This window comes from Ruegeria sp. P8, from assembly GCF_056534665.1.
This window is the reverse complement of sequence record NZ_JBQERC010000010.1, coordinates 17,811-43,388: the sequence shown is the minus strand read 5'-3', so window position 1 is coordinate 43,388 and position 25,578 is coordinate 17,811. Positions and strand designations below refer to the sequence as shown.

The following is a 25,578-nucleotide window of genomic DNA, read 5'->3' as shown; positions in this document are numbered from 1 at the left end:
GGGATATTCCCTGTCTCGATCATTCCGCTGCTTTGGCCATCGGATTGTTCGGGTGCGTGGTCCAGTTCGCGTAGGTCGGCTGAACCTCTTTCCCGGTGCGCGGATCGATTTCACCTGCCGCCATCGGCACCATCGAAATACAGCCTTCCACCGGGCAGACATCAACGCAGAGGTTACAGGCGACGCATTCGTCATCCATCACCTCGAACACACGCTCATCCGACATTGAAATCGCCTGATGGCTGGTATCTTCACAGGCGGCATAGCATCGGCCGCATTTGATGCACTGGTCCTGATCAATCTTGGCTTTGGCGATGTAGTTCAGGTTCAGGTATTGCCAATCGGTGACATTGGGCACCGCGCGTCCGATCACCTCATCAATGCTGGTATACCCCTTTTCATCCATCCATTCCGACAGACCTGCAGTCAATTCATCAATGATCTTGAACCCATAGGTCATCGCAGCGGTACAGACCTGCACCGTGCCACATCCCAGCGAGATAAACTCGGCCGCATCACGCCATGTGGTGACACCCCCGATGCCCGAGATTGGCATGCCATGCGTCGCCTCGGCCCGAGCGATTTCGGACACCATCGACAGGGCGATCGGCTTCACGGCAGGGCCGCAATATCCTCCGTGGCTGCCCTTGCCATCAATCGAGGGTTCCGGGCTGAACGTGTCCAGATTTACGCTGGTGATCGAATTGATCGTGTTGATAAGCGACACCGCATCCGCGCCACCATTTCTGGCCGCCGCCGCAGGTTTCCGGATATCGGTGATATTCGGTGTCAGTTTCACGATGACCGGACGGTCATAGTATTGCTTGCACCAACGGGTGACCATTTCGATATATTCCGGAACCTGCCCTACGGCGGACCCCATACCGCGCTCGCTCATCCCGTGCGGGCAACCGAAGTTCAGTTCGATTCCGTCCGCGCCGGTTTCAGCCACGCGCGGCAGAATGGCTTTCCAGGCCTCTTCTTCGCAGGGCACCATGATCGAAGCGATCAGGGCGCGATCCGGATAGTCGGACTTGACCCGCGCCATTTCCTCGAGGTTCACCTCAAGCGGGCGGTCGGTGATCAGTTCGATATTGTTCAGTCCCAGCAAACGGCGGTCGGCACCGTAGATCGCGCCATACCGCGGGCCGTTCACATTTACGACCGGCGGTCCCTCGGACCCCAGTGTCTTCCACACAACACCGCCCCAACCGGCCTCAAACGCACGACGAACATTGTATTCCTTGTCCGTCGGCGGCGCAGAGGCCAGCCAGTAAGGGTTGGGGCTGGAAATGCCCAGAAAGTTAGTCGTCAGATCGGCCATGGCTTCTCCCTTCCCGGCTCAGCCGGATTTTTTGAATATCATTTCGGTCGGACGTATGCGCCCGGCCTTGAGGTTTTTGACATAGTTCTGGAACTTTTCGGGTGCCGTCTCGCCCATCATCAGATGAATGCCCAGCGGTGCCGGGCCGGATTCGGCAATCTTTGCAAAGACGTCCTCGAAGAACTGTATCGCGAATTCGGTGCGATCCGTTTCTTTCACCAGTTCAAAACCCGCGGCGCTTGCCGCAGACTTGTAAACATCCGGCACATCCACGAACGAGGTTTCCGCAACAGTGGACCACGGCAGAGGGAAAGCCAGCGGCTCGTCCACGTCTCCGGCCATCACATCGAACAGGGCAAAAGTACCGCCCTTGGCCAGCGCCCGCGACACTTCGGCGAAGAGCCCGGCCTTGTCCTTAATGTTCATGCCCACATGCATCATGACGGCCAGGTCGAACCCAGCATCCGGCACCGGCATGTCCAATGCGCTGCCCACATGAAAGCTGGTTTTCGAGGAATGCCCGACCATATCGCTGAGCACCTTGGCGGTTTCAACGAATTCCGGTGTCAGATCGACGCCTGTTACTGTCGAGTCATAGCGATCCACGACATAGCGAGAGGTCCCGCCGATACCGCATCCGACATCCAGAACACGGGTCGCATGGGTCGGCGACAACTGCGCAAACAGGTTGTTGGTCGCCAGAACGCCGCCCGTATGGAACTCGTCCCCTGCTTTCAGGTCTGCGACCGTGGCCGCATCCGGATCGATACCGCTGGCCTCAAGCGCCGCGCGGACGCGGTCGGTCAGTGCTCCGGTGGTGTAGTGTTGCGCTACGGCTTGTTCGATCTGGGACATGGGAATACCTCAGCAGCGAAAGGAATGGGGTGAATACCCCATCCTATCACGAAACCAGCGTCGCGTGGATGTCCATCGCTGCATCCCGGCCTTCGGCAACAGCCGTAACGGTCAGGTCTTCGCCCCCCGCCGCGCAATCTCCGCCTGCCCAGACACCGGCCACAGAAGTGCGTCCCGCACCGCTGACAGCGATCTTGTTGCCGTCCAGCTTCAGCCCTTCCGGCGCACCTTCCAGCGTCTGACCGATGGCCTTGAGAATCTGGTCTGCCCGCAGCCGGACCGTTTCACCGGTTCCGGTGAGTTGGCCGTTCTGGCTTGAGGTATATTCCAGCTCAATCTCGGCGGCAGTCCCATTGCCGTGTACCGCCACCGGCTGCACGTTGGTCAAGATCTGAACCCCGTGCGAGGCTGCCAGATCCTGCTCGTACCGGCTGGCACCCATGGCGTCGCGGCCCCGGCGATAGGCAATGGTGACATTCTCGGCACCTAACAATTTGGACTTTACCGCTGCGTCCACGGCAGTCATGCCACCGCCAATAACGACGACGTTCCGCCCGACAGGAAGCTGTGCAAGATCACCAGCCTGCCGCACGTCCGAGATGAAATTGACGGCATCCCGCACGCCGTCCTTGTCAACACCATCCGCGCGCAGGGCATTCACCCCGGCAAGTCCGATGGACAGGAACACCGCGTCGTAGTTTTCGACCAGACCATCCAGCGAGATGCCTTCACCCAGAACCGACCCGGTTTCAACCGTGATACCACCGATTTTCAACAGCCAGTCAACCTCGGCCTGCGCAAAATTGTTGGTCGATTTATAGGCGGCAATCCCGTATTCGTTCAGACCGCCCGGTTTGGGCTTGCTTTCGTGGATCACCACGTCATGACCCAGCATGGCAAGACGATGCGCGCAGGCCAGACCGGCAGGCCCTGCCCCCACGACAGCAACCGTCTTCCCGGTTGATGCCGCACGTTCAAACGGATGCGCGCCCGCGGACATAAGATCATCCGTCGCAAAGCGCTGTAGCCGTCCGATTTCGACCGGCTTGCCTTCTGCCGTCTCGCGAACACAGGCCTCTTCGCACAGTGTTTCCGTCGGACAGACACGGGCGCACATCCCGCCCAAGATGTTCTGTTGAAAGATCGTTCGCCCGGCTGACTGCGGCTGTCCGGCCTGAATCTGACGGATGAATAGCGGAATATCGATGTCTGTCGGACACGCTGTCACGCAAGGTGCGTCATAGCAGAAATAACAACGGTCTGCTGCAACTGCGGCCTCATGCGGGGCCAATGGCGGATGCAGATCGGTGAAATTCGAGGTCAGCTCATCGCTTGAAAGCCGCCCGGCGACGATGCCGGGTGCCATCTGGCCCTGTGCCATCACTCTACTCCCTGTAGATATGTTTGTTATGACCTCAGCTTGCCACAAATAAAATTTTTATCAATTGGTAAAATTTGCCAAATGGTCAAAAAATTGAAAATCCGGGCCGTAGAACCCGGATTCATTGGCATTTTGGTTAATTTCAGGGCCGAAAAGCTTTCAGACCATTTCGCCAAGATGGTGGGACTTGGTCCAAACCCGGGCGCCGTCAGGCCCTGCAACGGCCCGCGAGTGCGTTCCGGGCGGCAAGCGCAACCAGTCCCATGTCGAAAATTCCTCCCCCGATTCAGAGAAACTGCCGCTTATGACAAACACTTCCAGTCCGTCGCGCGCGTCCAGTTCGACCACGTCCCCCGCCGCCCATGTCCGCACAAAAACGTCCTCATGATCATCTTTGAACAGTTGTACGTCAGAATCGCCATTTATCGAGCGGCGCACCTCGGTACGGTCTTGCGGGTCAAACTGGTGCAGCTTGACCAGAATGGTCGCGCCTTCCGCTGCAGACGGAGTGTGCGAGGACGTCGGTGGATTGCGCACATAGCTGCCGACGGGAAAATCTCCGGTCTCGTCCTGAAATACACCGTCCAGCACCAGATATTCCTCGCCGCCGTCATGGGTATGGGCGGAAAAGGTGCTGCCGGGCGCAAAGCGGACAATGGTTGTTGCGCGGGCCACCTCATCACCAATCCGGTCCAGCATTTTGCGCTCGACCCCTGCTGCGGGAGAAGCGACCCATTCACTTTCGTCAAAGTGTACTGCGACCCGTTTGGTGAAATCCGCATTGATCCGCATGTGTATCCCTTTCTGAAGCGACCCCTGAAAGAAATGGGATCGCGTGATGAAATTTCAAATTATCCGCTTTTGACGCCTTGGGCCGCTTGCTGTAATCCGAACTTCAAGGTGCACGGTCAAACACCTGTCGGGAAACGGGCATAGATGCAGGCAACGTCACAGAAATTCAACATCGCGGTCGTCGGTCAAAACAACCGCCTGCAATACGAAGCCCTGTTGTTTGCGGCTTCACTGCGCCATTCTTCACCGCAATTCGAGGGCAAACTGTTTGTCGCCACGCCCAATCCGGGGCCACGCTGGAAACAGGACCCACGCATTCAGGACGAAGAAGTTCTGAAAGCCCTGAAACAACTGGATGCCGAAATTCTGCCCTTCGACTCGCATGTATTCGGTGAAAGCTATCCCTACGGCAACAAGATCGAAGCGCTGATGGCTCTGCCGGAAGATGAGCCCTTTGTGTTCTTTGACACCGACACGCTGATCACTGGCGAGATCACATCTGTACCTTTTGACTTCGACCGCCCCAGCGCATCACTGAAGGTTGAAGGGACATGGCCCAAACCAACGCTGTATGGCCCCGGCTTTGACGGTATCTGGCGCGCGCTTTACGCCCGGTTCGGGTTGGATTTCGAAAGCTCGCTGGACACCGATCAACCCCATGACCACTGGCGGCGGTACCTGTATTTCAATGCAGGCTATTACTTCTACAAATGCCCGCGGAAGTTTGGTGAGCGTTTTCTGGACTACGCCAGAACAATCCGCGACGAAAACATTCCGGAGTTGACGGGCCAAAGCCTGGACCCCTGGCTGGATCAGGCCGCCCTGCCCCTTGTCATTCACTCGTTCGGCGGTGGTCGTGATGTTTTGCCCCCCGGTTTACTGGACGGGTCCGTCAGTTGCCACTATCGCCTGTTTCCCTTGCTTTACGCCCGTGAAAGCAACCATGTGATTGATGTTTTGGAAACCGTCGTCGCTCCAAACAAGGTCAAGAAGGTTCTCAAGCAATATGAGCCGCTGAAAAAGATGGTTCTGCAGGGGAAAGGCGCAAAAGTCCGCGCCCTGTTTGACCGGGATCATCTGCCACGACGCGAACAGGCCATCCGCAACACGATCAAAAGCAAGGGCCTCTGGCTGCGCTGACAGGATCGTTGTGCGCAGGCGGGCAATGGCCTACAGATTTCGCAAGACAAATTCCAACAGGAGATTTCAAGATGTCTGACGGCCCCACCTACGGTTTCGACACGTTGCAAATTCACGCGGGCGCCCGCCCCGACCCGGCGACCGGAGCGCGCCAGACACCCATTTATCAAACCACAGCCTATGTGTTTCGCGATGCAGATCACGCAGCGGCCCTGTTCAACCTGCAAGAGGTAGGCTTTATCTATTCCCGCCTGACCAATCCAACTGTGGCCGTTCTTCAGGAACGCGTGGCGACACTTGAAGGTGGCGTTGGTGCTGTTTGCTGTTCGTCTGGGCACGCGGCCCAGATCATGGCGCTGTTCCCGCTGATGGGTCCGGGTTGCAACGTGGTCGCCTCGACCCGTCTGTATGGCGGCACGGTCACGCAGTTCAGCCAGACGATCAAACGTTTTGGCTGGTCCGCCAAGTTTGTCGACACCGATGATCTGGACGCGGCGAAGGGCGCAATCGATGAGAATACCCGTGCGATTTTCTGCGAGTCCATCGCCAATCCCGGCGGCTATGTGACGGATATCCGCGCGCTGGCGGACGTGGCTGATGCAGCGGGCATTCCGCTGATCGTCGACAACACCTCGGCCACGCCCTACCTGTGCCGCCCGATCGATCACGGCGCGACCCTGGTCGTGCATTCAACCACCAAGTACCTGACCGGCAACGGTACGGTCACCGGCGGTTGCATCGTGGATTCGGGCAAGTTTGACTGGTCGGCAAATGACAAGTTCCCCTCGCTCAGCCAACCCGAACCGGCCTATCATGGACTGAAGTTCCACGAGACCTTTGGCCCGTTGGCCTTCACCTTCCATGGCATCGCCATCGGTCTGCGTGATCTGGGCATGACCATGAACCCGCAGGCAGCCCACTACACGCTGATGGGGATCGAAACCCTATCGCTGCGGATGGAGCGTCATGTTGAAAACGCGCAAAAAATCGCGGCCTGGCTGGAAGCGGATGATCGCGTGGACTACGTCACCTACGCCGGGCTGCCCTCTTCACCCTATCAGGATCGGGTGAAGGCTCAGTATCCACGTGGTGCAGGCGCATTGTTCACCTTTGCAGTGAAGGGCGGCTATGACGCCTGTATCAAGCTGGTCAATGCGCTGGAGATTTTCAGCCACGTAGCCAATCTGGGCGACGCGCGCTCGCTGATCATTCATTCGGCATCGACCACGCACCGTCAGTTGACCCCGGAACAGCAGGAAGCCGCAGGCGCAGGTCCGGGCGTGGTGCGCGTGTCCATCGGGATCGAGGACGTGAACGATCTGATTGCCGACCTTGATCAAGCCCTGGCCAAAGCAACCGCCTGACCATGACCCAGCACGACACAAACAACCTTGGCCAGCCTATCGGTTTACCGGTTTCGGGTGACTTTCCACGCCCGACGCCACCCTATACGTCGATGGTGGGCCGGTATTGTTCTGTCGTGCCCCTTGATGTGAACAGACATGCGCCCGGATTGTTCCGGGCGTTTGCAAAGGACACGGATGGCCACAACTGGACCTACCTGCCCTACGGCCCGTTTGCTGGCGAGTCTGAGTTCGAAGACTGGGCGCGCGCCAACTGCATGGATGCGGACCCGATGTTCCATACTGTTCTGGACGGTGATGACATACCATTGGGCATGGCTTCATACCTCAGGATAGCACCCGCCGCCGGAGCGATTGAGGTCGGGCATATCCACTTTTCACCCCTGCTTCAGCGCAAACCACAATCAACCGAAGTCATGTATCTGATGATGCGGCGCGTGTTCGATGAACTGGGTTACCGGCGTTACGAATGGAAATGCGACGCGCTGAATGGTCCGTCGCGCAGTGCGGCAGAGCGGCTTGGGTTCACCTTCGAAGGCGTGTTTCGCCAAGCAACCCACTACAAAGGGCGCAACCGCGACACAGCCTGGTATTCAATCATAGATACCGAATGGCCACGCATCCGTGATGCTTTCGAGGCCTGGTTGTCACCCGACAATTTCGACGCTTCGGGCCAGCAACGAAAACCGCTGACGGCCCGTGCGACAGGTTGAATTCATTCCGAGATCTCGAACACCATCGAGACGCTGACAGACACCGAAACCTCGCCACCTGCCACAGGAACACCCCCTGCGTCAGCCATGCTCATCATGCGCATCTCGGGCATCGGGCGCACGCCCCCCGATTGTTCCGAAATCGTTTGCACCGCGCCAAGGGTTACACCCGCCGCCTGTGCCAGCTGCTCGGCCTTGGCCATAGCTTCGCCGACAGCTTGCGCGCGCGCTTGGGCTTCGATTGGTTTGGTATCCTGCACCCCAAAGCTCAATCCGCCAAAATCGTTGGCGCCATCCTGAATGACCGCATCCATGATGCTTCCAAGTTTGGACAGATCACGCACACGTACAAACACGCGGTTCGAGGCAGCGAACCCCGAAATTTCCGGTGTTTCCCCATTCTGCCCGTGCCGCCCGGACCAAACAGGGGAAAGCGACAGATCGCGGGTCTGAATATCGCGGTCTTCAATCCCCATCCCGGTCAGGCGCGCAAGAACCTTCGCAACTGCGTCCGAGGTGGCCTGCATCGCTGCCGAAGCCTCGGCATTTTCATTTGTCACACCCAATGTGATCGTCGCCATATCGGGGGCAACATCGATGGTTCCGGTTGCGTCAACGGTGATGCGACGTTCTTCCGCATGGGCAAGTCCAGCGGTCGTTGCGGCCATCATTGCGGCCAGAAAAGCGAATGTCTTCAATGTTATCACTCCGATTTGCTTGGGTTAAAGATGGGTCGGCGATGCATTGCCATACAAGAGGAGAGTTTGCCTTTTTCTTTCCCTCGGCAAGTTCCTGCTTTAATGTCGGTCTGCGAACGCCATGGTGTTTGCATTGACGTTGATAATTATGGTTCCTGCGGATTATGAAACCTGCCTTTGCGCTGTCTTTTTCTGCGACCGGAATATCACTGTATCATCACTCGGATGACGAATGGTTCGTTATCGGCTCGATTCCCTTGGATTCGCCGGACCTGTCCGGTCAGATGCAGGTTTTGCGGGAAAACGCCTTTGCGTTGGAAAACGACCTAAGCTGCAAGCTTGTTTTGCCTTCCGAACAGGTTCGATACCTTCAGGTTGCAACCGATGACTTGCTCCCCGAAGACACGGTCGAACGTATTGAGAGCGCACTTGCCGACGCAACGCCTTACGCTTTGTCCGAGCTCAGCTACGACTATCAGACCGAAGGCGGCACCACCTATGTTGCAGCTGTCGCGCAGGAAACGCTGAGCGAGGCGCGGGCCTTTGCCTCGGACCATGGTTTCGTACCGGTTTTGTTTTGCGCCGAGGAAGACGCAGACGCATTCCCCCGAGAGGCATTGTTCACAGAACGTTCGGGCGCATCGAAAACCCAACCAACAGAGCCCCCGCTGCCGGTAAAAAACACAGACCAGCCCGAACCGGCAAAATCCGCTGGGAAACCAGCGCATCCCATTGCAGGCACGGCAGCACCAAACGTGTTTCTGACCCCCGAAACACCTGACAAAAAGTTTGCGAATACGAAAGCGCAGGCACCGCGCATTGCGATCCCGGCATTTGCCGCGGCGGTTCTTCTTGGCGGCGTTTTCGGCGTTTGGCTGGCCTTGGACAGCGGTGGAGAAACAGATCAGGTCGCACTGAGCCCAACTCCAACCGAGATAGGTGTTTCCGCGCCGGATATCGACGCCCTGCCACCGACAGTGCCCGAAGTTGCAGCAATTGCGCCTTCGGAAAAATTGCCGCCTGAGCCTGCTCTGGACGGGGACGTGCCCCCAACACCAGAACCTACTGACGCCGAAGCCGAAGAACAACCGGAACTCACGCCTACCGACGCGGCAATCCTTGAGGCGCTCAAGGTGGCCCCGACCCCTGTTGAATCTGTGGCTCAGGACCCCGAGGCAGATGAGGATATCAGCGCTGCCTCCGGTGTGAATGTAACGCCTCCGGCCGCTTTGGACGTGCCAGAAGCCCCGGAACCGGACGAGTTGTATCTGACGTCGATTGACAAATCCGACCTGTCCAGCGATGCGGTTGCCCTGCCCCCGGCTTCCAGTTTCGATACTGACGAACCCTTTGTTCGGGACGTGCAACATGGCATAGCAGGAGCGCGGTTCAATCTGGATGATCGCGGGCTGGTAACGCCCACGCCGGAAGGGACGCTGAACCCGGATGGGATTGTCGTTTATCAGGGCCGACCGTCGAAGGTTCCGCCAGCAACGCCAGTGCGTTTCGAGGATGAACCCGTACTTGACGAGGTCGACGAAAGACTGGCCGGTCTTCGCCCCAAACCTCGCCCCGCAGATCTGGTCGAGAGCTTCGAACGCGGGCAGTTGGGGGGGCGGTCGCTGGCAGAGCTTTCGGCCAAGCGACCAAAAGCACGCCCAGACAGTCTGCAAGCGCGCACGGAAGTCGACGAGACGCCAACCGCGTTGGCCGTTGTCCGCGTCCCGCGCCCCAGGTTGCGACCGGCGGGTCTGGACACGGCAAAGGCACCTGCTTCTGGTAACTCCAATCTTGGATCAACGGCCGCGCTGGACCAGAGTTCAGACGACGCAGGATCGTTTCAGGCGAAATCGGTTGCACCCAAGATTCCCACAACCGCATCTGTAGCCCGGCAGGCCACGCTCGATAACGCGATCAATTTGCGTCGCTTAAATCTGATCGGCGTTTACGGCACACCCGCAAATCGGCGCGCCTTGGTCCGGCTTCCCAGCGGGCGCTACAAAAAACTGAAAGTTGGGGACAGTATTGACGGCGGTAAGGTCATTGCTATCAGTGACAGTGAACTGCGTTATCAAAAGAAAGGTCGCAACGTGACCCTGGCGATGCCACGCAGCTGACATAGGCGCTCAAAACCGTGACCGATCACCTGTAGACAGGCACGTCAGAGGCAGCAGAACCGCCCCCGACTTATTGGTTCATTTGGATCAAGCCGCGGAAATCTCGCCGCTTTCGATCTGTTCGCGCTCGATGGATTCAAACAGCGCCTGGAAGTTCCCTTCGCCGAAACCATCATCACCCTTGCGCTGAATAAACTCGAAGAAGATCGGGCCAATCACCGTTTTCGAGAAGATCTGCAACAGAATGCGCGTCTCGCCCCCGTCAACGACACCTTCACCGTCGATCAGGATGCCGTGTTTCATCATCCGGTCCAGCGGCTCTTCATGGCCGACCACGCGGGTCCTGGACATCTCGTAATACGCTTCATTCGGACCCGGCATGAACTTCAGGCCGTTTTCAGCAATGGCATCGGTCGAGGCATAGATGTCATCGCTACCAACCGCGATATGCTGAATGCCTTCACCTTTGTATTTCTTCAGGTAAGACACGATCTGCCCGGTCTCACCGCGGTCCTCGTTGATCGGAATACGAATACGACCGCAGGGTGATGTCAGCGCGCGGCTGTAAAGGCCGGTGAATTTTCCCTGAATGTCAAAGAAACGAATTTCGCGGAAATTGAACAGGTCGCCATAGAACTTGAACCACTTGTCCATGTTGCCCTTGTAGACATTGTGCGTCAGATGATCGAGATAGAAGAACCCCTCGCCCCGAGGTTTGGATTCCTTGATCCAGTTGAATTCCTGATTATAGGGCGATGTGTCGTAGTACTGATCAAATAAATAGATCAGCGACCCGCCAATACCCATGATCGCAGGCACATTCATGGTTTTGTCAGCGTGGTCGTAAGGTTCCGCACCTTTCGACACGGCATGCTCAAACGCTTTTTGCGCGTCCACGACCCGCCAGCCCATCGACGGCGCACAGGGCCCATGTTCGGCCACGAACTTAGCCGCAAAACTGTCCGGGTCAGCATTCAGGATATACGTCACATCCCCTTGCTGCCATAGCTCGACAGAGGGTTTTTCCTTGTGGCGGGCCACCAGATCAAACCCCATCTTTGCGAACAGGTCACGCAGCTCCTGCGGTTCTGGATGGGCGAATTCGACGAATTCAAACCCATCTGTACCGGCAGGGTTTTCTTCGCTGATCACGGATTTCGGGGCATTGTGCGGGAAAGGACCCATGGCGCGTCTCCTACGAAAACAGGAATTTCTTTGCTGATTCAAAAATACGACTTTTCTGACGCTGTTTCTGCGCATTGTTTTCGTATAAACTGGAAGATGACGCGCAAAACGCGCATATAAGTTAATAAAACCAGGATTCTTCCGCACATGCTGGATGCAACCGACAAGCGACTGCTTTCCGCGCTGCAAAAAGACGCGCATCTGACGGCCCATCAACTGGGTGAAATGCTGAACCTGTCGCCCAGCCAAGCGGGACGCCGCCGACAGCGGCTTGAAGTCGAAGGGTACATCACCGGGTACGCTGCCCGGCTGGACCCGCTGAAACTGGGCCTGCAGGTGCAGGGGTTCGTTCAGGTGCATCTGGGCACCCATGGCCCCGAGCAATCCGCAAGCTTTGCCCGCATGGTCGACACCCGCCCCGAGATTACCAGCGCATGGACGATGACGGGCGAGGCAGACTATCTGCTGCACATCTACTGTGACGACCTGTCCGCCCTCAACAGCTTGCTACATCAGGTGATCCTGCCGCATCCTGCCGTTGCACGAGTACAGAGCCAGATCGTAATGGATCAACTTAAACGCGACGCCCCCCTTCCCACCTGAAAAGGTTCCGAGGACACACATGGACGACTTTCTATACCAGGCTTCGATCTATCTGGCAGCGGCAGTCATTGCCGTTCCCCTGTCTGCCAGACTGGGGTTGGGATCTGTGCTGGGCTATCTTGCAGCCGGGATCATAATCGGACCCGTACTGGGGTTAGTCGGAGCGGAAACCGAAAATCTTCAGCATGTGGCCGAATTTGGCGTGGTGATGATGCTGTTTCTCATTGGTCTGGAATTGGAGCCACGCGCCTTATGGGATATGCGCGACAAGCTATTGGGTCTGGGCGGTTTGCAGGTGTTGCTGTCAACAGTCGCGATTGCTGCCGTGGCTATGTACGCCAACCATCCATGGTCGGTTGCCCTAGCGGTGGGTTTGACCCTTTCGCTTTCCTCGACTGCGATCGTTCTTCAAACCCTGTCAGAAAAAGGCCTGATGCAGACAAACGGCGGCCGCGCGACATTTTCGGTTCTGTTGACGCAGGACATCGCGGTGATCCCAATTCTGGCTTTGTTGCCACTGCTGGCGCTGCCCGCCATGCCGCGTTTCCAAGCAGATGGATCGATTGACCGGGGGGCCGGAGGATCACATGGTGCAGGCGATCACAGCCTGTCGCTGGTCGAAGGGCTGCCGGGCTGGGCCGTTACCCTTGTCACAATCGGCGCGGTGGTGTTTGTCATTCTGGCCGGTGTCTACCTGACAAGACCGTTGTTTCGCTTCATCCACGCAACCCGTCTGCGCGAGATGTACACCGCACTGGCACTGATGATTGTCGTGGGCATTTCGTTTCTGATGACACTGGTCGGCCTATCACCTGCCCTGGGCGCGTTCCTGGCAGGCGTTGTTCTGGCCAGTTCTGAATTCAGACATGAAATGGAAAGCGACCTTGAGCCGTTCAAAGGATTGTTTCTGGGGCTGTTTTTCATCACGGTCGGTGCCGGAATAGACTTCGGTTATTTTTTCAACGACCCGCTGGACCTGATTGGACTGGCGCTGCTTGTGATACTTGCCAAGGGGATCATCCTATTTCTGGTGGGCAAGGCCTTCAAACTGCGGGGACGTGATCACTGGTTGTTCACCCTTGGGTTGGCGCAGGCTGGTGAGTTCGGTTTTGTCCTGCTGGCATTTTCGACGAAACAGAATGTCATTCCGCCCGACCTGTCGCAGAAACTGCTGATGATCGTTGCTCTGACGATGTTGATCACGCCGCTTCTTTTCATCGTCTACGATGCGTTGTCGCGGAAGATTGGCGATTCCGCGGCCAGCCCCGAACCTGACGTGATTGACGAAAAGGGCCCGGTCATCATCGCCGGCATTGGTCGCTTTGGTCAGATCGTCAACCGGCTGGTGCGGGCCAGCGGTTTCAAGACAGTCGTTCTGGACCACAATATTGAAACGATTCAGCTGATGCGCCGATTTGGCGTCAAAGGCTTTCTGGGCGATCCCACTCGGCCGGAACTGTTGCGCGCGGCGGGATTGGACAAAGCATCCGTTCTTGTCGCCGTTATGGATGATCACAAGCAAGTCACACGGCTTGTCAGCTATGCCCGACGGCAGCGTCCTGACCTTCACATCATCGCCCGCGCCCGCGACCGGACCCATGTATACGAGTTGTATCAGGCGGGTGCCAATGACATCGTGCGGGAAATGTTCGACAGTTCGCTGCGCGCAGGTCGCTATGTTCTGGAGAATATCGGACTGAGTGAATACGAAGCAGCCCAGGCTGAACAGACGTTTTACCACCATGACAGGAAGGCGGTGCGCGATCTGGCCGAGCTTTGGGTCCCCGGAATGCCAATCGCCGAAAACAAGAAATACATCGAGCGTTCGCAGGCGCTGGAAAAGGATCTGGAAACCGCGCTGCTGGAACTGGCTGAAGAGCACGCCAAGAAATCGGCCTGACCCAAGCCTTTGCCCGGGTCAGATGCGAGTTCAGCCGTCCGAAACCCCAGCTTCGGCAAAGGTTGCCATGCCGGAATGACAGGCGACGGCACTTTTCAGAATGTTGATCGCCAGCGCCCCGCCGGACCCTTCGCCCAACCGCAGGCCAAGGCTCAGCAACGGCTCTTTGCCCAATTTCGCCAGCACGGCACCATGGGCCGCTTCGGCACTTTGGTGGCCTGCCACGGCATGATCCAGCGCGCCATCGGACAACTTCCACAAGCAGGCTGCGGCGGCCGAACAGATGAACCCGTCCAGGATCACCGGGATGCGCAACACCCGCGCAGCAGCAATTGCACCCGCCATTGCGACTATCTCGCGTCCACCCAGACAGCGCAGGATGTCCAGACCATCATCTGACGCGTGTTTGGCGACACCCTCGGCCACGACACGGGTTTTGTTGACCAGACCTGCGTCATCCACACCAGTTCCGCGACCTGTCCAATCGGACGCGTCGCCACCAAACAGAGCACAGGCAATAGCCGCAGCCGGGGTGGTGTTGCCAATACCCATTTCGCCGACCACCAAAAGATCAGATTGCGGATCAACGGCCTGCCAGCCAGTGCGCAACGCGGCTAGCAATTCATCCTCTGTCATGGCTGGGGCTTGGGTGAAATCCGCGGTCGGCTTGTCCAGATCCAGCGCGTGTACATCCATCTTCGCGCCTGCGGCCCTGGCCAACTGATTTATCGCCGCCCCGCCATGTTCGAAATTCATCACCATCTGCACGGTCACTTCCGGTGGAAAGGCCGAAACACCCTGCGCGGTAACACCGTGATTTCCGGCAAACACAATGACCTGAGGCGCGCTGATCTGTGGACGGGCGTCCCCTCGCCATCCTGCATACCAGACCGCAAGATCCTCAAGCCGACCAAGCGCACCAGGGGGTTTGGTCAATTGTCCATTTCGTTCGGCCGCGCCCTGCACCGCAGCGGCATCCGGGCCCGGAGCCCCCGCCAGGACAGCACGGAACGTGTTCAAATCATTCAGTTCAGGCAGCATGAAAGCCTCATTGCATCAGAGTGGTCCTGCGTGTTTAACCGAAGGATCGAAACCAACAAGACCCCGAAAGGCACGGGCGTGCAAAAAAACGACACCAAACCGTTTTCCCTGTGGGATGTTCCGCTGGCCCTGGTGCTGTTGACCCGCCTGCCCCTGCCCCGTTTGCCCAAAGCCGTGTTTGCCCGGCAGGCACAATCGGTATGGGCATTTCCACTGGTTGGGCTGGTCGTTGGCGGGCTGGCATGCCTGACCGGTTGGCTGGCGATGGGGTTTCAACTGCCCCCGTTTGTCGCAGCCTCGTTGCTGGTCGCGGTACTGATCCTGTTGACGGGCGCTATGCACGAGGATGGTCTGGCCGACACGTTCGACGGGCTTTGGGGCGGTTTCACCGCTGAACGTCGGCTGGAGATCATGAAGGACAGCCAGATTGGAACGTACGGCGTGGTTGCCTTGATGATCTCGCAGATTTTACGAATATCCGCGATTTCCACCATGCTGGCTGTTGGTCCGATCTGGATGGTTGTTGCAGCTTGCGTATTTTCCCGCGCCCTGATGCCAGCTCTAATGGTTCTTCTTCCAAACGCCAGAAAGTCGGGCCTGAGCCATTCAGTTGGCACCCCCGGCGCAGGATCAGCCTGTATCGCTGTGGGCATCGCGATTCTGGTCGCTTACAGCTTGTGCGGAAGTCTGGCGCTTACCGCGATACTCTTCGCGGCTTTGATCGTCGCTGTTTTGGGGCTCGTCGCGAAGACCAAGATCGGCGGTCAAACCGGAGACATTCTGGGCGCATCACAACAATTGGCGGAAATCACATTTCTGCTTGCCATCAGCGCCCAGATCTAAGACGCGCCCCCGGTTTCAATTCGCAACGTATCGCCGCAATGTTTGCAATGCACGGCGTCGGGGTCGTGCCGGTACAGCCCGCAGCTGGGGCATTTGTGGCGGACCTTCTGTGGCGCGAAAATCGCCTGCGCCAGCCGGACGAACAAGGCTACGCCAACGACCATAATGAAGACGGAAAACATTTTGCCGCCCGGTGTGACCAAAGTGATGTCGCCAAACCCGGTCGTGGTGAGCGTCGCCATGGTAAAATACAGCGCGTCTATGTAAGGCGTTTGCGCGTCTTCGGGGATAAAAAATACCAAAACGGCCGTCGAGGTGGCAAAAACAAAGACCAGCAGGTTGATCGCCGCAATAACTGCGTCCTCGTGCGTGCGGAAAAAACGGCTGTCGCGCCGCAGATCCCAGAGCAGGTGATATGAATGGATCAGACGCAGGGCACGTAAAATCCGCAGGAAAGCGAGGTTGCCTGTCAAAAACGGATCAAGCACCAGCGAGAGGATGACCACGATATCCGCCACTGTGTAAATCTGGCGCAAAAATCTCCAGCGGTCTTTTGAGATCCAGAGCCGCGCAGAGAAATCCAGAAAAATCAGCACACCGACCAGTTGGCTTGCAACGGTTAAGCCCGGCCCATGCGGGATGTGCGCCGTCCCGACAAAGAAAATGATTGTCGCAACATCGAACAGGATCAGTGCATACCTAAACCAGACCGAAATTGGATCGTGCCCGATATACAGGTATTTCACTGTCTGCTTCATGTCCGTCCGGTAATCTGCTGCATACACAGTGAAATTAGCGCCACTTGAACAATTCACCAAGCCACGAAAAAGGCCGCCCCAAATCCGGAGCGGCCCGTTTTGTCAAAGTACCTTCGATCAGGCAGCGCGTGAGGTTAGAACCTCGTCAACCTGCTTGGCAGCTGACACCTCGCCAGCGCCTGAAACAGCTGCGACCTCACGGGTCAGACGTTCCAAGGCGGCTTCGTACAGCTGGCGCTCGGAATAGCTCTGCTCGCGCTGATCATCGGTGCGGTGCAGGTCACGGACCACTTCGGCGATCGAGATCAGGTCACCCGAGTTGATCTTCTGTTCATATTCCTGCGCACGGCGGGACCACATGGCGCGTTTCACCTTGGCCTTGCCTTTCAGCGTTTTCATCGCCTGACTGATCACATCGGGCGAGCTGAGCGACCGCAGACCGGATTCGGTCACCTTGTTGGTCGGCACGCGCAGCGTCATCTTGTCTTTCTCAAATGAGATGACGAACAGCTCAAGCGAGAATCCCGCGACATCCTGTTCCTCGATCGAGATAATCTGGCCCACGCCATGGGCGGGGTAGACAACATAGTCGTTCGGGCGGAACTCGAGCTTTTTCGACTTTGTCATTCAGTTTCTTCCTTGCTTGCGGACGGGACACGGACAACAAAAGCACCACATGCGGGGACTGTCTCAGCCCCGTCAGGCGGCGATATTGTCACAAATTCAGAACTCCAAAGTGAGCATACTTACGGAGCGCATCCCAATCTCGGTCATCATGTAGGTGCAGTATATCACAAATTTACGACGCCCGAAAGTTTACCTTACGGGAATTTATCATATTCAACCTGCATTCAACAGGTTGTGCCGCGGTCTTTATGCCAAAACAGGCCGCTTGGAACGAATCACTCAGCCGCCTTCGCCGGGCGCTTCCGAGAAATACTTCTCCATCTTGCCCTCTTCACCGTCACGCTCCTCCGCATCTGGCAGTGGGTCTTTCTTGGTGACGATCACCGGCCATTGTTCGGAATACTTGCGATTGAACTCGACCCACTCCTCCATGCCCGGCTCGGTATCGGGGCGGATCGCGTCGGCGGGGCACTCGGGCTCGCACACGCCGCAGTCAATGCATTCGTCAGGATGGATGACCAGCGTATTTTCACCTTCGTAGAAACAGTCCACCGGGCACACTTCGACACAGTCGGTGTATTTGCAGGCGATACAGTTTTCGGTGACTACATAGGTCATGGTCGGATTCCTGTTTGCGGTTTGAGCGACTAGCTAATTCAGTCTGGCCCGCTCTTCAAGACAGGATCAGTGATCTTCCGGGCGAGAAAGATCAATAGCACGTCGATCTTTCTTGGTTGGCCGACCTTTTCCCTCGAAACCCGGATTTACAAGAGGCGCTTCCTGCTTTTCGGTCATATCAAAGTACAGCGTTTGCGCCTCGGGCGCCGGACCGCGGCGTTCCCCCAGTTTTTCCACACGTATGACGCGGACAATGCGGCCCTGCGAGAAGGTCAAAACATCACCGGGGGCCACGGCTTGGGCCGGTTTCAGCACCCGGTTTCCATTCAGCCGGACATGGCCGCCACTGACCTGTTTGGCGGCAAGGCTGCGGGTCTTGAAGAACCGCGCCTGCCACAACCATTTGTCAATTCGCAGTTTGGCCTCGGCCATCTTGCGTCAATTGCCGTCCTTCAGACCCATAAGCGCTGCGGCGAACGGGTTGTCGGGATCAATGGCCTTTTCCTTTTTCGGTGGCCGTGACGAGAAGGTCTTGGCACCCTGCGGCTTGCCGCCCTTCTTGCCGTGCGGTTTGCCACGGCCGTCCTGCGGTTTGCCCCGTGGTTTCCCCTTGCCCTGCCCCGGCTCGCGGCGCGGGCCACGGTTCGGCTGACGCTGACGGCCCCAGGTGAAGGTGTAAAACACTTCAACTTCGGGTTCATCCGACGCAGGTTCCGCAACCTGACCCTCTGCGACAGCCTCGGCTGCCGCCTCGGTGCTTTCGGTGGCCTCGGCTGTCGCCTCGGCGGGCGCGGCGACCTCTTCTGAGGCCGCGTCAGGTGCTGGCGTCTCATCGATAACGGCTTGTTCAGCCGCCTCTGTCACAGGCTGCTCTGCCGGTGCCGGTTTGACCTTGCCACGCTCGCCGCGCTCGGCTTTGTAGCCGAGCCCCTGCATTAGGTCTGCAAACTGCTCAAGCGTCATGCCAGTGATCGACAGCATATCCGGTTTGGCTTCGAACCCGCCACGGCTATCTTCCGAACGAAGCATGTCCGCCAGACGTTCCAGCATATCGATACGGATCGATCGGTCGCCCGCATCGCGGTAGCCGCACATGGTATCGTAACCCTGCGGTGCATCCTTGGCGACCGGCACTGTTACCAACCCCGGAGGCGGTGCTTCGGGGAATTCCTGCAAACCGCCATACAGCGCCCACAACACCAGGCGCAGACGCGTCGGTGCGGGCTTCAGCAAGAGCGGCATGAAGATGGTGAACTGGCCAAACCGGATACCGTGCTTGCGCAAGGCGCCGCGGGCGTCCTGATCCAGATCCTTGACCTCTTGCGCGACACCGGCGCGCGGAAGAACACCCAGCGCCTCGACCATGCGGAAGGCAAATCCTTTGGCCAGCCCGTTGAGTTCCTCATCGCGCGACAGATTTAGCAATGGCTCGAACAGCGCAGCGATCTTGCGGTCGATGAAGTGCTGCAACCGGCGCCGCACCTTCTGTTCAACATCCGGACCGGCGGCTTCGTCCACAAAAACCTCGACCACGGGCTTGAGAGGTTCGGCCCCGGCAACCAATTTGCCAACGGCATATTCGCCCCACATCAGGCCACCCTGATCGGTGAAATCAATTTCGGTATCGGGCGCATTGTAGAAGCGATCGGCACGCAGATGGAATTGCGGCGCGAGTGCTTGCAGGGATGCCGATTTGAGCGCTTTCGCCTCGGTTCCTTGCGCGCTTTTGTCCGGGCTGAACCGGAACCCTTCCAGACGACCGACGAATTCGCCTTCGACGGTCACTTCACCCTTGTCATTTACTTCGGCCAAAAGGGCCTCCTTCTGTTTGAGCCGCCGCAACAAAACCGATGTACGCCGGTCCACAAATCTTTGAGTCAGTCGCTCATGTAGTGCGTCAGACAGCCTGTCTTCTACAGTGCGCGTTTCGTCACGCCAATGTGATTCGTCACGCACCCAACCGTTTCGTTGCGCAACATATGTCCAGGTGCGAATATATGCCAACCTTTTGGATAACGCATCGATATCCCCATGGGTTTGGTCAATCCGCCGTATCTGCCGGGCCATGAAATCATCAGGAATACTGCCGCGTTCGTGCAGGTGGCCATAGATCACTTCCAGCAGGCTGGCGTGCTCTGCATGGCTGATGCCGCGAAAATCAGGGATTCTGCACACATCCCACAGCAATCGGATGGATGGACCGTCACTTGCACGGGCGGCAATCTCGGCTTGTTGTGACAGCGATTTCAACACATTCAGGTCATCAGCAGGGCGGGCTTTGATCAGGTGTTCGTCACTCGGGCTGACCTCAAGCGAGCTGATCAGCGCATCAATCGAACCAAACCGGAGAGCGGCATTCCGCCAGTTCAGCTTTTTCATCGGCGTAAACCGGCTGTCCATGATTGCCTGGGCGACACCTTCGTCCAGCGGCGGCGCCTCTCCGGTCACGCCAAAGGTGCCGTCCGACATGCCACGCCCGGCCCGGCCTGCGATCTGGGCCAGTTCATTCGGGGCAAGCGGGCGCATCCGCCGCCCGTCGAATTTGGTCAGGGATGAAAATGCAACGTGGTTTACATCCAGGTTCAAGCCCATGCCGATGGCATCTGTGGCAACCAGATAATCAACCTCGCCATTTTGATAAAGTTCCACCTGAGCATTCCGCGTCCGTGGGCTCAGGGCCCCCATGACCACCGCCGCACCACCTTTCAGGCGGCGCAGAAGCTCCGCGATGGCGTACACATTCTCGACCGAAAACCCGACAATAGCGCTGCGGGCCGGCATCCGGCTGAGTTTCTTCGAACCGGAATAGACCAGCTGCGACATCCGCTCGCGTCGGACAAACTGCGCCTCGGGCACCAGCGCTGCAATCGGGCCGCGCATCGTGTCAGAACCAAGAAAAAGCGTCTCGTTTGTTCCGCGCGACCGAAGCAGGCGATCTGTAAAGACATGGCCGCGCTCGGGATCGGCACACAGCTGGATTTCATCAATCGCCACGAAATCCGCACCCATACCTTCGGGCATCGCCTCGACCGTGCAGACCCAATACTGAGTCCGGGGCGGCACGATCCTCTCTTCGCCGGTAACCAAAGCAACAACCGATGGCCCGCGGATGGCGACGATCTTGTCATAGACCTCACGCGCAAGCAGACGCAGCGGCAGACCGATGACACCTGTGCGGTATCCCAGCATCCGTTCGATTGCGTAATGGGTTTTACCTGTGTTCGTAGGGCCCAATACGGCCACTATTCGGGATGACCCGCTCACCTTTGCCCCCTGCCCGGACCTTACAGCGCTGCGCCGTCGATCTGCGGCTTCAGTCGATTCACCGCATTGGTTACTTCTTCGTGGTGGGGATGTATAGCCAATGCCCGTGAATAGGCGTCGTAGGCTTTGTCGGGTTGTCCGATAATCTCAAAGATCAGGCCCAGACCATAGATTGCCTCGTAATTGTTGGGGTTCAGGGTCAGGGCATGTTCCAGATCGGCAGCGGCCATGCCAAACCGTTCGATCCCGAAAAAGGCCGAAGCGCGCAGGTGCCAGCCTTCAGCAAAATCGGGCGCATGGTCCGTCAGGGCGGTCAGATGTTCCAGTGCCGCACCTACGTCACCGTCATCCAACGCTTCGCGGCCACGTTCCAGTAGCAGATCGGCCGATGCTGAACCGGACTGGGCCCACAGAACTTGCAACTGCCGATCCAGGGCAATGGCCTGCTCGGGCGTCGATTGGGCAAGTTGTTGCAGCAATTCGCCCTCGTCCCGTGAATCCGCCTGTTGCGCAAGGCAAGTGGAGGAAATCGTGACTAGGACAAAAAGTGCCGCGACGGTACCTTTGAGATTGTGGATTGCAATGCTCATAACAATAGTCAGTGTAGCGTTGCGACCGGGGATGTCCATTCACGGCGCACTAACAATATGAGGAAAAACATGAGCGAGACACTTGAAAAGGCAGCCGCCGCTTTGAATGAAAAACTGGAAGGCGGCGCGTTTGATGCCTCGGCCAAGTTTGATATCGCCGATCTGGGTGCCATTGTCCTGGATTCCAACGGCGCGCGGGTCAGCGACGATGATGCTGATGTCACCCTAAGCGCGGATGCCGACACGTTCGAACAAATCCTCAGCGGTGAATTGAACCCGACAGGTGCGTTCATGTCCGGCAAGCTGAGCATTGATGGCGACATGGGTGTTGCCATGAAGCTGGCATCGGTACTGGCCTGATGGAGTTCTCGCCGGCCCCTTTGTTTGAAGACGTGGCCGGCGGCCCCGCCGGTGGTAAGGCCCACTGGTTGACGACGTCGGATCAAAAACGCATCCGCGTTGCTCACTGGCTTCCGGACGGAAAGGCACATGGCACTGTCATGATGTTTCCGGGACGCACGGAATACATTGAAAAATACGGCAATACTGCCAGCGAATTCGTAGAGCGTGGGTTCGCCATGCTGGCCGTCGACTGGCGCGGTCAGGGTCTTGCAGATCGGTTGCTGGACGATGCTCGGGTCGGACATGTCGATCAGTTCACCGATTACCAGCAGGACGTTCAGGTCACCCTGAAACTTGCAGGCGCGCTGGACCTGCCGAAACCGTGGTACGTGGTTGGGCATTCGATGGGCGGTGCAATCGGGTTGCGTGCCGTCATCGAGAATGGCTGCTTTGCCGCATGTGCCTTCACGGGCCCTATGTGGGGAATTTTCTTCACTCCGGTCATGAAACCCCTAAGCCGCGTGACAGCCTATTGGGGCACAGCACTTGGCCTGGGCGAGCGCACACCCCCCACCACAACGCTCAAAAGCTATGTTCTGTCGCAACCTTTCGAGGGAAATATGCTGACCCGTGACCCGGACATGTACCGGATGATGCAGGATCAGTTGAACGCACATCCTGAACTCGCGCTGGGTGCCCCTTCAAACCTGTGGCTGCGCGAGTCGCTGGACGAATGTGCATGGTTGATGGAACAGCCCGCCCCGAAAACTCCGTGCCTGACATTTTTGGGCAGCCATGAGCAAATTGTGGACCGCAAGGCAATTCGTGCGCGCATGGCCAATTGGCCCAACGGAACGCTGATCGAAATTCCGGATGGTGAACACGAGGTGCTGATGGAAGCACCCGAGGTTCGAGGGCCTGTTCTGGACCAGATCGCGGCGCATTTTCTGGCCAACCAGGCCAATGGCGCTTCCAAGCTGGTTTCCTCGTAAACCTTTTCACCTTTGGGATTGGCCGCTTGTGATCCGGGCGCGCCAGCCCTAGATGTTTGCAAAAGCAGTCTACTAAAGGTGACCCATGCGCAACCTTCCCTTCCCTGTCCGTGACGCGAACGCAACCGGTGGTTCCGGCAATCTGGGCAATCTTCCGGAATGGGATCTGAGCGATCTCTATACCTCGGAAGACGCACCCGAATTAGCGCGCGATCTGGATTGGCTGGAAGGTGAATGTGCCGCGTTTGCTGCTGATTACGAAGGCAAGCTGGCCGGTCTGGAGGCCGCAGACCTGCTGACCTGTGTGCATCGCAACGAAAAGATTAACGCCATCGCCGGGCGTATCATGTCCTTTGCCGGTCTGCGCTATTATCAACTGACCACAGATGCAGAGCGCGCCAAATTCCTGTCGGACATGCAGGAAAAGATCACGATCTTCACCACTCCGCTTGTGTTCTTCACGCTCGAGATCAACCGGATCGAAGACGTTGTTCTGAAAGCGCATTTTGCGGCGAACACGGATCTCGCCCGCTACGAACCTGTGTTCCGTCGCATCCGCGCAATGAAGCCCTATCAGCTGTCTGATGAACTGGAAAAGTTCCTTCATGATCTGGGGGTTGTCGGCGACGCGTGGGAACGTCTGTTCGACGAAACGATTGCCGGACTGGCCTTTCATGTCGACGGTGAAGAACTGAACATCGAAGGCACCCTGAATCTGCTGACGGAACAGGACCGCGCGAAACGTGAGGCCGCGGCGCGTGAACTGGCTTCGGTCTTTCAGGACAATATCAAAACCTTTGCCCGCGTTCACAACACGCAGGCCAAAGAGAAAGAAATCGTCGACCGCTGGCGCAAGATGCCGACCGCTCAGACCGGGCGTCACCTGTCGAATGATGTCGAGCCCGAGGTGGTCGAGGCCCTGCGCGAGGCGGTCGTGGCCGCCTACCCCAAGCTGAGCCATCGCTATTATGAGCTGAAGCGCAAGTGGCTTGGACTGGACGTCATGCAGGTCTGGGACCGCAACGCGCCCCTGCCCATGGAAGACACGCGTATCGTGAATTGGGAAGAGGCCCAAAAGACGGTGATGAACGCGTATAATGCCTTTGACCCCCGGATGGGTGAAATCGCGGCGCCTTTCTTCTCAAAAGGATGGATCGACGCGGCGGTGAAACCGGGCAAAGCGCCGGGGGCCTTCGCCCATCCGACGGTCACCGATGTCCACCCCTATGTGATGCTCAACTATCTGGGCAAACCGCGCGATGTGATGACGCTTGCCCATGAACTGGGTCACGGCGTCCATCAGGTGCTGGCCGCCGGTCAGGGCGAGATGCTGTCATCCACCCCGCTGACACTGGCGGAAACCGCCTCGGTCTTTGGTGAGATGCTGACATTCCGCAAGATGCTGGACCAGGCCGAAACCCCGGAACAGCGCAAGGTACTGCTGGCCGGCAAGGTCGAAGATATGATCAACACGGTGGTCCGCCAGATTGCCTTCTACGACTTTGAATGCAAGCTGCACACCGCCCGGCGCGAGGGCGAGCTGACCCCGGATGACATCAACGCCCTGTGGATGAGCGTTCAGGCCGAAAGCCTTGGCCCCGCATTTGAATTCATGGACGGGTACGAGACCTTCTGGGCTTACATCCCGCACTTCGTCCACTCGCCCTTCTACGTCTATGCCTACGCCTTCGGCGACGGGTTGGTGAACGCGCTCTATTCCGTTTACGAAAGCGGCGCGGATGGGTTTGAGGACAAGTATTTCGACATGCTGCGCGCTGGTGGTTCAATGCACCACAAGGAATTGCTGGCCCCGTTCGGCCTGGACGCCAGCGATCCCAAGTTCTGGGACAAAGGCCTGTCGATGATCTCAGGCTTCATTGACGAGCTGGAGGCGATGGAGGGCTGAGACGCCCTCGACAGAGGGTGGCGACATCTGCCTTGCTGAAATAACCTACCATGCCTGGCAATGTCACGCCCAAGGGGCTCCTGAATGCCCGCTAAGCGGACAAAGCTGCCTGTCAAACCAACTTACAAAAGATTGCTCGTCTTTCCTGGTGAGATGTGTTTTTTGAACCTGTATCTGCAAGGTTGGAAGCAATGGATATTAAAACGGTTTACGCAGAAACTAAAGCGGTATTCCAAATTTTGCTGAATTCCAGTTTTTTGAACAGTTGCGATAACTTCAGGGAAAAGCTCGTTGCACTATCGGATGTTACGTCTGATTTTTTCTTTGTTTGCGAACTTCTCTATGAAAATCAAAGGCTGGCAGGTTCACAGAAATACTCCTTTCAGCATTGTGTTATGTCGAATGCGATTATCGTTACGATGCACTTCTCGGAAACCCTTTCACTCGACGAATTGGACAAGCATGCTGTCCTGGCCAGATACGCTGAAGACTGGGAATCTTCCCAAAATCAATAGGTAACTTTGG

General features: G+C 57.5%; 24 protein-coding genes. 11 read left to right on the top strand and 13 right to left on the bottom strand.

Translation table 11 applies throughout. From position 1 onward, the window contains the following. Positions 1–19 precede the first annotated feature (19 nt). From preA to ACR0BZ_RS12825, 4 genes are all read right to left on the bottom strand, one after another. Positions 20–1,324, bottom strand: a complete 1,305-nt coding sequence (gene preA / locus ACR0BZ_RS12840) for an NAD-dependent dihydropyrimidine dehydrogenase subunit PreA (RefSeq protein ID WP_480485924.1) — start codon at positions 1,322–1,324, stop codon at positions 20–22. A gap of 18 nt (positions 1,325–1,342) precedes the next feature. Beyond that, positions 1,343–2,179 carry a class I SAM-dependent methyltransferase gene (locus ACR0BZ_RS12835; RefSeq protein ID WP_480920390.1) on the bottom strand — a complete coding sequence of 279 codons (837 nt, stop codon included), beginning with the start codon at positions 2,177–2,179 and terminating at the stop codon, positions 1,343–1,345. Between the two features lie 46 nt (positions 2,180–2,225). Beyond that, positions 2,226–3,560 (bottom strand): NAD(P)-dependent oxidoreductase, encoded by a 1,335-nt coding sequence (locus tag ACR0BZ_RS12830; RefSeq protein ID WP_480920389.1) that lies wholly within the window; start codon positions 3,558–3,560, stop codon positions 2,226–2,228. 159 nt (positions 3,561–3,719) lie between these two features. Beyond that, the gene (locus tag ACR0BZ_RS12825; protein WP_480772589.1) at positions 3,720–4,352 is read right to left on the bottom strand and encodes a cupin domain-containing protein; all 633 of its coding nucleotides are present in this window, start codon (positions 4,350–4,352) and stop codon (positions 3,720–3,722) included. A gap of 144 nt (positions 4,353–4,496) precedes the next feature. Between ACR0BZ_RS12825 and ACR0BZ_RS12820 the strand changes: the two genes are divergently transcribed. The 3 genes from ACR0BZ_RS12820 to ACR0BZ_RS12810 all read left to right on the top strand — a co-directional run bounded on the left by ACR0BZ_RS12820 (position 4,497) and on the right by ACR0BZ_RS12810 (position 7,569). Next, a complete protein-coding gene (locus ACR0BZ_RS12820; protein WP_480920388.1) occupies positions 4,497–5,492 on the top strand; it encodes a hypothetical protein in 996 nt (331 codons plus the stop codon). Between the two features lie 71 nt (positions 5,493–5,563). Further along, positions 5,564–6,856 (top strand): O-acetylhomoserine aminocarboxypropyltransferase/cysteine synthase family protein, encoded by a 1,293-nt coding sequence (locus ACR0BZ_RS12815; protein ID WP_480920387.1) that lies wholly within the window; start codon positions 5,564–5,566, stop codon positions 6,854–6,856. A gap of 2 nt (positions 6,857–6,858) precedes the next feature. Continuing rightward, entirely contained in the window at positions 6,859–7,569 is a 711-nt protein-coding gene (locus tag ACR0BZ_RS12810) for a GNAT family N-acetyltransferase (RefSeq protein WP_480920386.1), read from the top strand. 2 nt (positions 7,570–7,571) lie between these two features. Here the strand turns inward: ACR0BZ_RS12810 and ACR0BZ_RS12805 are convergent, their stop codons facing one another. Then, positions 7,572–8,276, bottom strand: a complete 705-nt coding sequence (locus tag ACR0BZ_RS12805) for an SIMPL domain-containing protein (protein WP_480920385.1) — start codon at positions 8,274–8,276, stop codon at positions 7,572–7,574. Positions 8,277–8,431: 155 nt separating this feature from the next. Between ACR0BZ_RS12805 and ACR0BZ_RS12800 the strand changes: the two genes are divergently transcribed. Further along, entirely contained in the window at positions 8,432–10,384 is a 1,953-nt protein-coding gene (locus ACR0BZ_RS12800) for a hypothetical protein (RefSeq protein WP_480920384.1), read from the top strand. An 87-nt stretch (positions 10,385–10,471) separates the two neighbouring features. On the opposite strand, the gene hppD is transcribed toward ACR0BZ_RS12800, so the two are convergent. Further along, entirely contained in the window at positions 10,472–11,569 is a 1,098-nt protein-coding gene (gene hppD / locus ACR0BZ_RS12795; protein ID WP_480920383.1) for a 4-hydroxyphenylpyruvate dioxygenase, read from the bottom strand. A 147-nt stretch (positions 11,570–11,716) separates the two neighbouring features. Between hppD and ACR0BZ_RS12790 the strand changes: the two genes are divergently transcribed. Then, on the top strand, positions 11,717–12,172 hold the full coding sequence (locus tag ACR0BZ_RS12790) for an Lrp/AsnC family transcriptional regulator (protein ID WP_267364492.1): 456 nt from the start codon (positions 11,717–11,719) through the stop codon (positions 12,170–12,172). Positions 12,173–12,191: 19 nt separating this feature from the next. Continuing rightward, a complete protein-coding gene (locus ACR0BZ_RS12785; protein ID WP_480565201.1) occupies positions 12,192–14,072 on the top strand; it encodes a monovalent cation:proton antiporter-2 (CPA2) family protein in 1,881 nt (626 codons plus the stop codon). Positions 14,073–14,102: 30 nt separating this feature from the next. On the opposite strand, the gene cobT is transcribed toward ACR0BZ_RS12785, so the two are convergent. After that, a complete protein-coding gene (gene cobT / locus ACR0BZ_RS12780) occupies positions 14,103–15,113 on the bottom strand; it encodes a nicotinate-nucleotide--dimethylbenzimidazole phosphoribosyltransferase (protein ID WP_480537630.1) in 1,011 nt (336 codons plus the stop codon). Between the two features lie 78 nt (positions 15,114–15,191). Here cobT and cobS point away from each other — a divergent pair, with 78 nt between their 5' ends. Further along, a complete protein-coding gene (cobS, locus tag ACR0BZ_RS12775) occupies positions 15,192–15,956 on the top strand; it encodes an adenosylcobinamide-GDP ribazoletransferase (RefSeq protein WP_480920382.1) in 765 nt (254 codons plus the stop codon). Here the strand turns inward: cobS and ACR0BZ_RS12770 are convergent. From ACR0BZ_RS12770 to ACR0BZ_RS12745, 6 genes are all read right to left on the bottom strand, one after another. Continuing rightward, the gene (locus tag ACR0BZ_RS12770; protein ID WP_480920381.1) at positions 15,953–16,714 is read right to left on the bottom strand and encodes a potassium channel family protein; all 762 of its coding nucleotides are present in this window, start codon (positions 16,712–16,714) and stop codon (positions 15,953–15,955) included. The genes cobS and ACR0BZ_RS12770 overlap by 4 nt on opposite strands. 117 nt (positions 16,715–16,831) lie before the next feature. Next, on the bottom strand, positions 16,832–17,341 hold the full coding sequence (locus tag ACR0BZ_RS12765; protein ID WP_209504207.1) for a CarD family transcriptional regulator: 510 nt from the start codon (positions 17,339–17,341) through the stop codon (positions 16,832–16,834). A gap of 279 nt (positions 17,342–17,620) precedes the next feature. Beyond that, positions 17,621–17,959: a ferredoxin FdxA gene (gene fdxA, locus ACR0BZ_RS12760; protein ID WP_170616129.1), complete on the bottom strand. Its 339-nt coding sequence runs from the start codon at positions 17,957–17,959 to the stop codon at positions 17,621–17,623. Between the two features lie 66 nt (positions 17,960–18,025). Further along, positions 18,026–18,391, bottom strand: coding sequence for an RNA-binding S4 domain-containing protein (locus ACR0BZ_RS12755; protein ID WP_209504209.1), 366 nt, complete (start codon positions 18,389–18,391; stop codon positions 18,026–18,028). Between the two features lie 6 nt (positions 18,392–18,397). After that, entirely contained in the window at positions 18,398–21,223 is a 2,826-nt protein-coding gene (locus ACR0BZ_RS12750; RefSeq protein WP_480920380.1) for a helicase-related protein, read from the bottom strand. A gap of 20 nt (positions 21,224–21,243) precedes the next feature. Further along, positions 21,244–21,813, bottom strand: a complete 570-nt coding sequence (locus ACR0BZ_RS12745; protein ID WP_480565207.1) for a tetratricopeptide repeat protein — start codon at positions 21,811–21,813, stop codon at positions 21,244–21,246. 69 nt (positions 21,814–21,882) lie between these two features. On the opposite strand from ACR0BZ_RS12745, the gene ACR0BZ_RS12740 reads away from it, so the two are divergent. The 4 genes from ACR0BZ_RS12740 to ACR0BZ_RS12725 all read left to right on the top strand — a co-directional run bounded on the left by ACR0BZ_RS12740 (position 21,883) and on the right by ACR0BZ_RS12725 (position 25,568). Further along, entirely contained in the window at positions 21,883–22,173 is a 291-nt protein-coding gene (locus tag ACR0BZ_RS12740; protein WP_209504212.1) for an SCP2 sterol-binding domain-containing protein, read from the top strand. Further along, positions 22,173–23,147 carry an alpha/beta hydrolase gene (locus ACR0BZ_RS12735; protein ID WP_267364481.1) on the top strand — a complete coding sequence of 325 codons (975 nt, stop codon included), beginning with the start codon at positions 22,173–22,175 and terminating at the stop codon, positions 23,145–23,147. The genes ACR0BZ_RS12740 and ACR0BZ_RS12735 overlap by 1 nt, the downstream gene beginning before the upstream one ends. 85 nt (positions 23,148–23,232) lie before the next feature. After that, complete coding sequence (locus tag ACR0BZ_RS12730) at positions 23,233–25,053, top strand: M3 family oligoendopeptidase (RefSeq protein ID WP_480772583.1); 1,821 nt, start codon at positions 23,233–23,235, stop codon at positions 25,051–25,053. A 191-nt stretch (positions 25,054–25,244) separates the two neighbouring features. Further along, complete coding sequence (locus ACR0BZ_RS12725; protein WP_480920379.1) at positions 25,245–25,568, top strand: hypothetical protein; 324 nt, start codon at positions 25,245–25,247, stop codon at positions 25,566–25,568. The last annotated feature ends 10 nt before the right edge of the window (positions 25,569–25,578 follow it).

Excerpts from the sequence above, each read along its gene's own strand:
- preA (WP_480485924.1), bottom strand. The coding sequence starts at position 1,324 with ATGGCCGATCTGACGACTAACTTTCTGGGCATTTCCAGCCCCAACCCT.
- ACR0BZ_RS12835 (WP_480920390.1), bottom strand. The coding sequence starts at position 2,179 with ATGTCCCAGATCGAACAAGCCGTAGCGCAACACTACACCACCGGAGCA.
- ACR0BZ_RS12830 (WP_480920389.1), bottom strand. The coding sequence starts at position 3,560 with ATGGCACAGGGCCAGATGGCACCCGGCATCGTCGCCGGGCGGCTTTCA.
- ACR0BZ_RS12825 (WP_480772589.1), bottom strand. The coding sequence starts at position 4,352 with ATGCGGATCAATGCGGATTTCACCAAACGGGTCGCAGTACACTTTGAC.
- ACR0BZ_RS12820 (WP_480920388.1), top strand. The coding sequence starts at position 4,497 with ATGCAGGCAACGTCACAGAAATTCAACATCGCGGTCGTCGGTCAAAAC.
- ACR0BZ_RS12815 (WP_480920387.1), top strand. The coding sequence starts at position 5,564 with ATGTCTGACGGCCCCACCTACGGTTTCGACACGTTGCAAATTCACGCG.
- ACR0BZ_RS12810 (WP_480920386.1), top strand. The coding sequence starts at position 6,859 with ATGACCCAGCACGACACAAACAACCTTGGCCAGCCTATCGGTTTACCG.
- ACR0BZ_RS12800 (WP_480920384.1), top strand. The coding sequence starts at position 8,432 with ATGAAACCTGCCTTTGCGCTGTCTTTTTCTGCGACCGGAATATCACTG.
- hppD (WP_480920383.1), bottom strand. The coding sequence starts at position 11,569 with ATGGGTCCTTTCCCGCACAATGCCCCGAAATCCGTGATCAGCGAAGAA.
- ACR0BZ_RS12790 (WP_267364492.1), top strand. The coding sequence starts at position 11,717 with ATGCTGGATGCAACCGACAAGCGACTGCTTTCCGCGCTGCAAAAAGAC.
- ACR0BZ_RS12785 (WP_480565201.1), top strand. The coding sequence starts at position 12,192 with ATGGACGACTTTCTATACCAGGCTTCGATCTATCTGGCAGCGGCAGTC.
- cobT (WP_480537630.1), bottom strand. The coding sequence starts at position 15,113 with ATGCTGCCTGAACTGAATGATTTGAACACGTTCCGTGCTGTCCTGGCG.
- ACR0BZ_RS12770 (WP_480920381.1), bottom strand. The coding sequence starts at position 16,714 with ATGAAGCAGACAGTGAAATACCTGTATATCGGGCACGATCCAATTTCG.
- ACR0BZ_RS12765 (WP_209504207.1), bottom strand. The coding sequence starts at position 17,341 with ATGACAAAGTCGAAAAAGCTCGAGTTCCGCCCGAACGACTATGTTGTC.
- fdxA (WP_170616129.1), bottom strand. The coding sequence starts at position 17,959 with ATGACCTATGTAGTCACCGAAAACTGTATCGCCTGCAAATACACCGAC.
- ACR0BZ_RS12755 (WP_209504209.1), bottom strand. The coding sequence starts at position 18,391 with ATGGCCGAGGCCAAACTGCGAATTGACAAATGGTTGTGGCAGGCGCGG.
- ACR0BZ_RS12745 (WP_480565207.1), bottom strand. The coding sequence starts at position 21,813 with ATGAGCATTGCAATCCACAATCTCAAAGGTACCGTCGCGGCACTTTTT.
- ACR0BZ_RS12740 (WP_209504212.1), top strand. The coding sequence starts at position 21,883 with ATGAGCGAGACACTTGAAAAGGCAGCCGCCGCTTTGAATGAAAAACTG.
- ACR0BZ_RS12735 (WP_267364481.1), top strand. The coding sequence starts at position 22,173 with ATGGAGTTCTCGCCGGCCCCTTTGTTTGAAGACGTGGCCGGCGGCCCC.
- ACR0BZ_RS12730 (WP_480772583.1), top strand. The coding sequence starts at position 23,233 with ATGCGCAACCTTCCCTTCCCTGTCCGTGACGCGAACGCAACCGGTGGT.
- ACR0BZ_RS12725 (WP_480920379.1), top strand. The coding sequence starts at position 25,245 with ATGGATATTAAAACGGTTTACGCAGAAACTAAAGCGGTATTCCAAATT.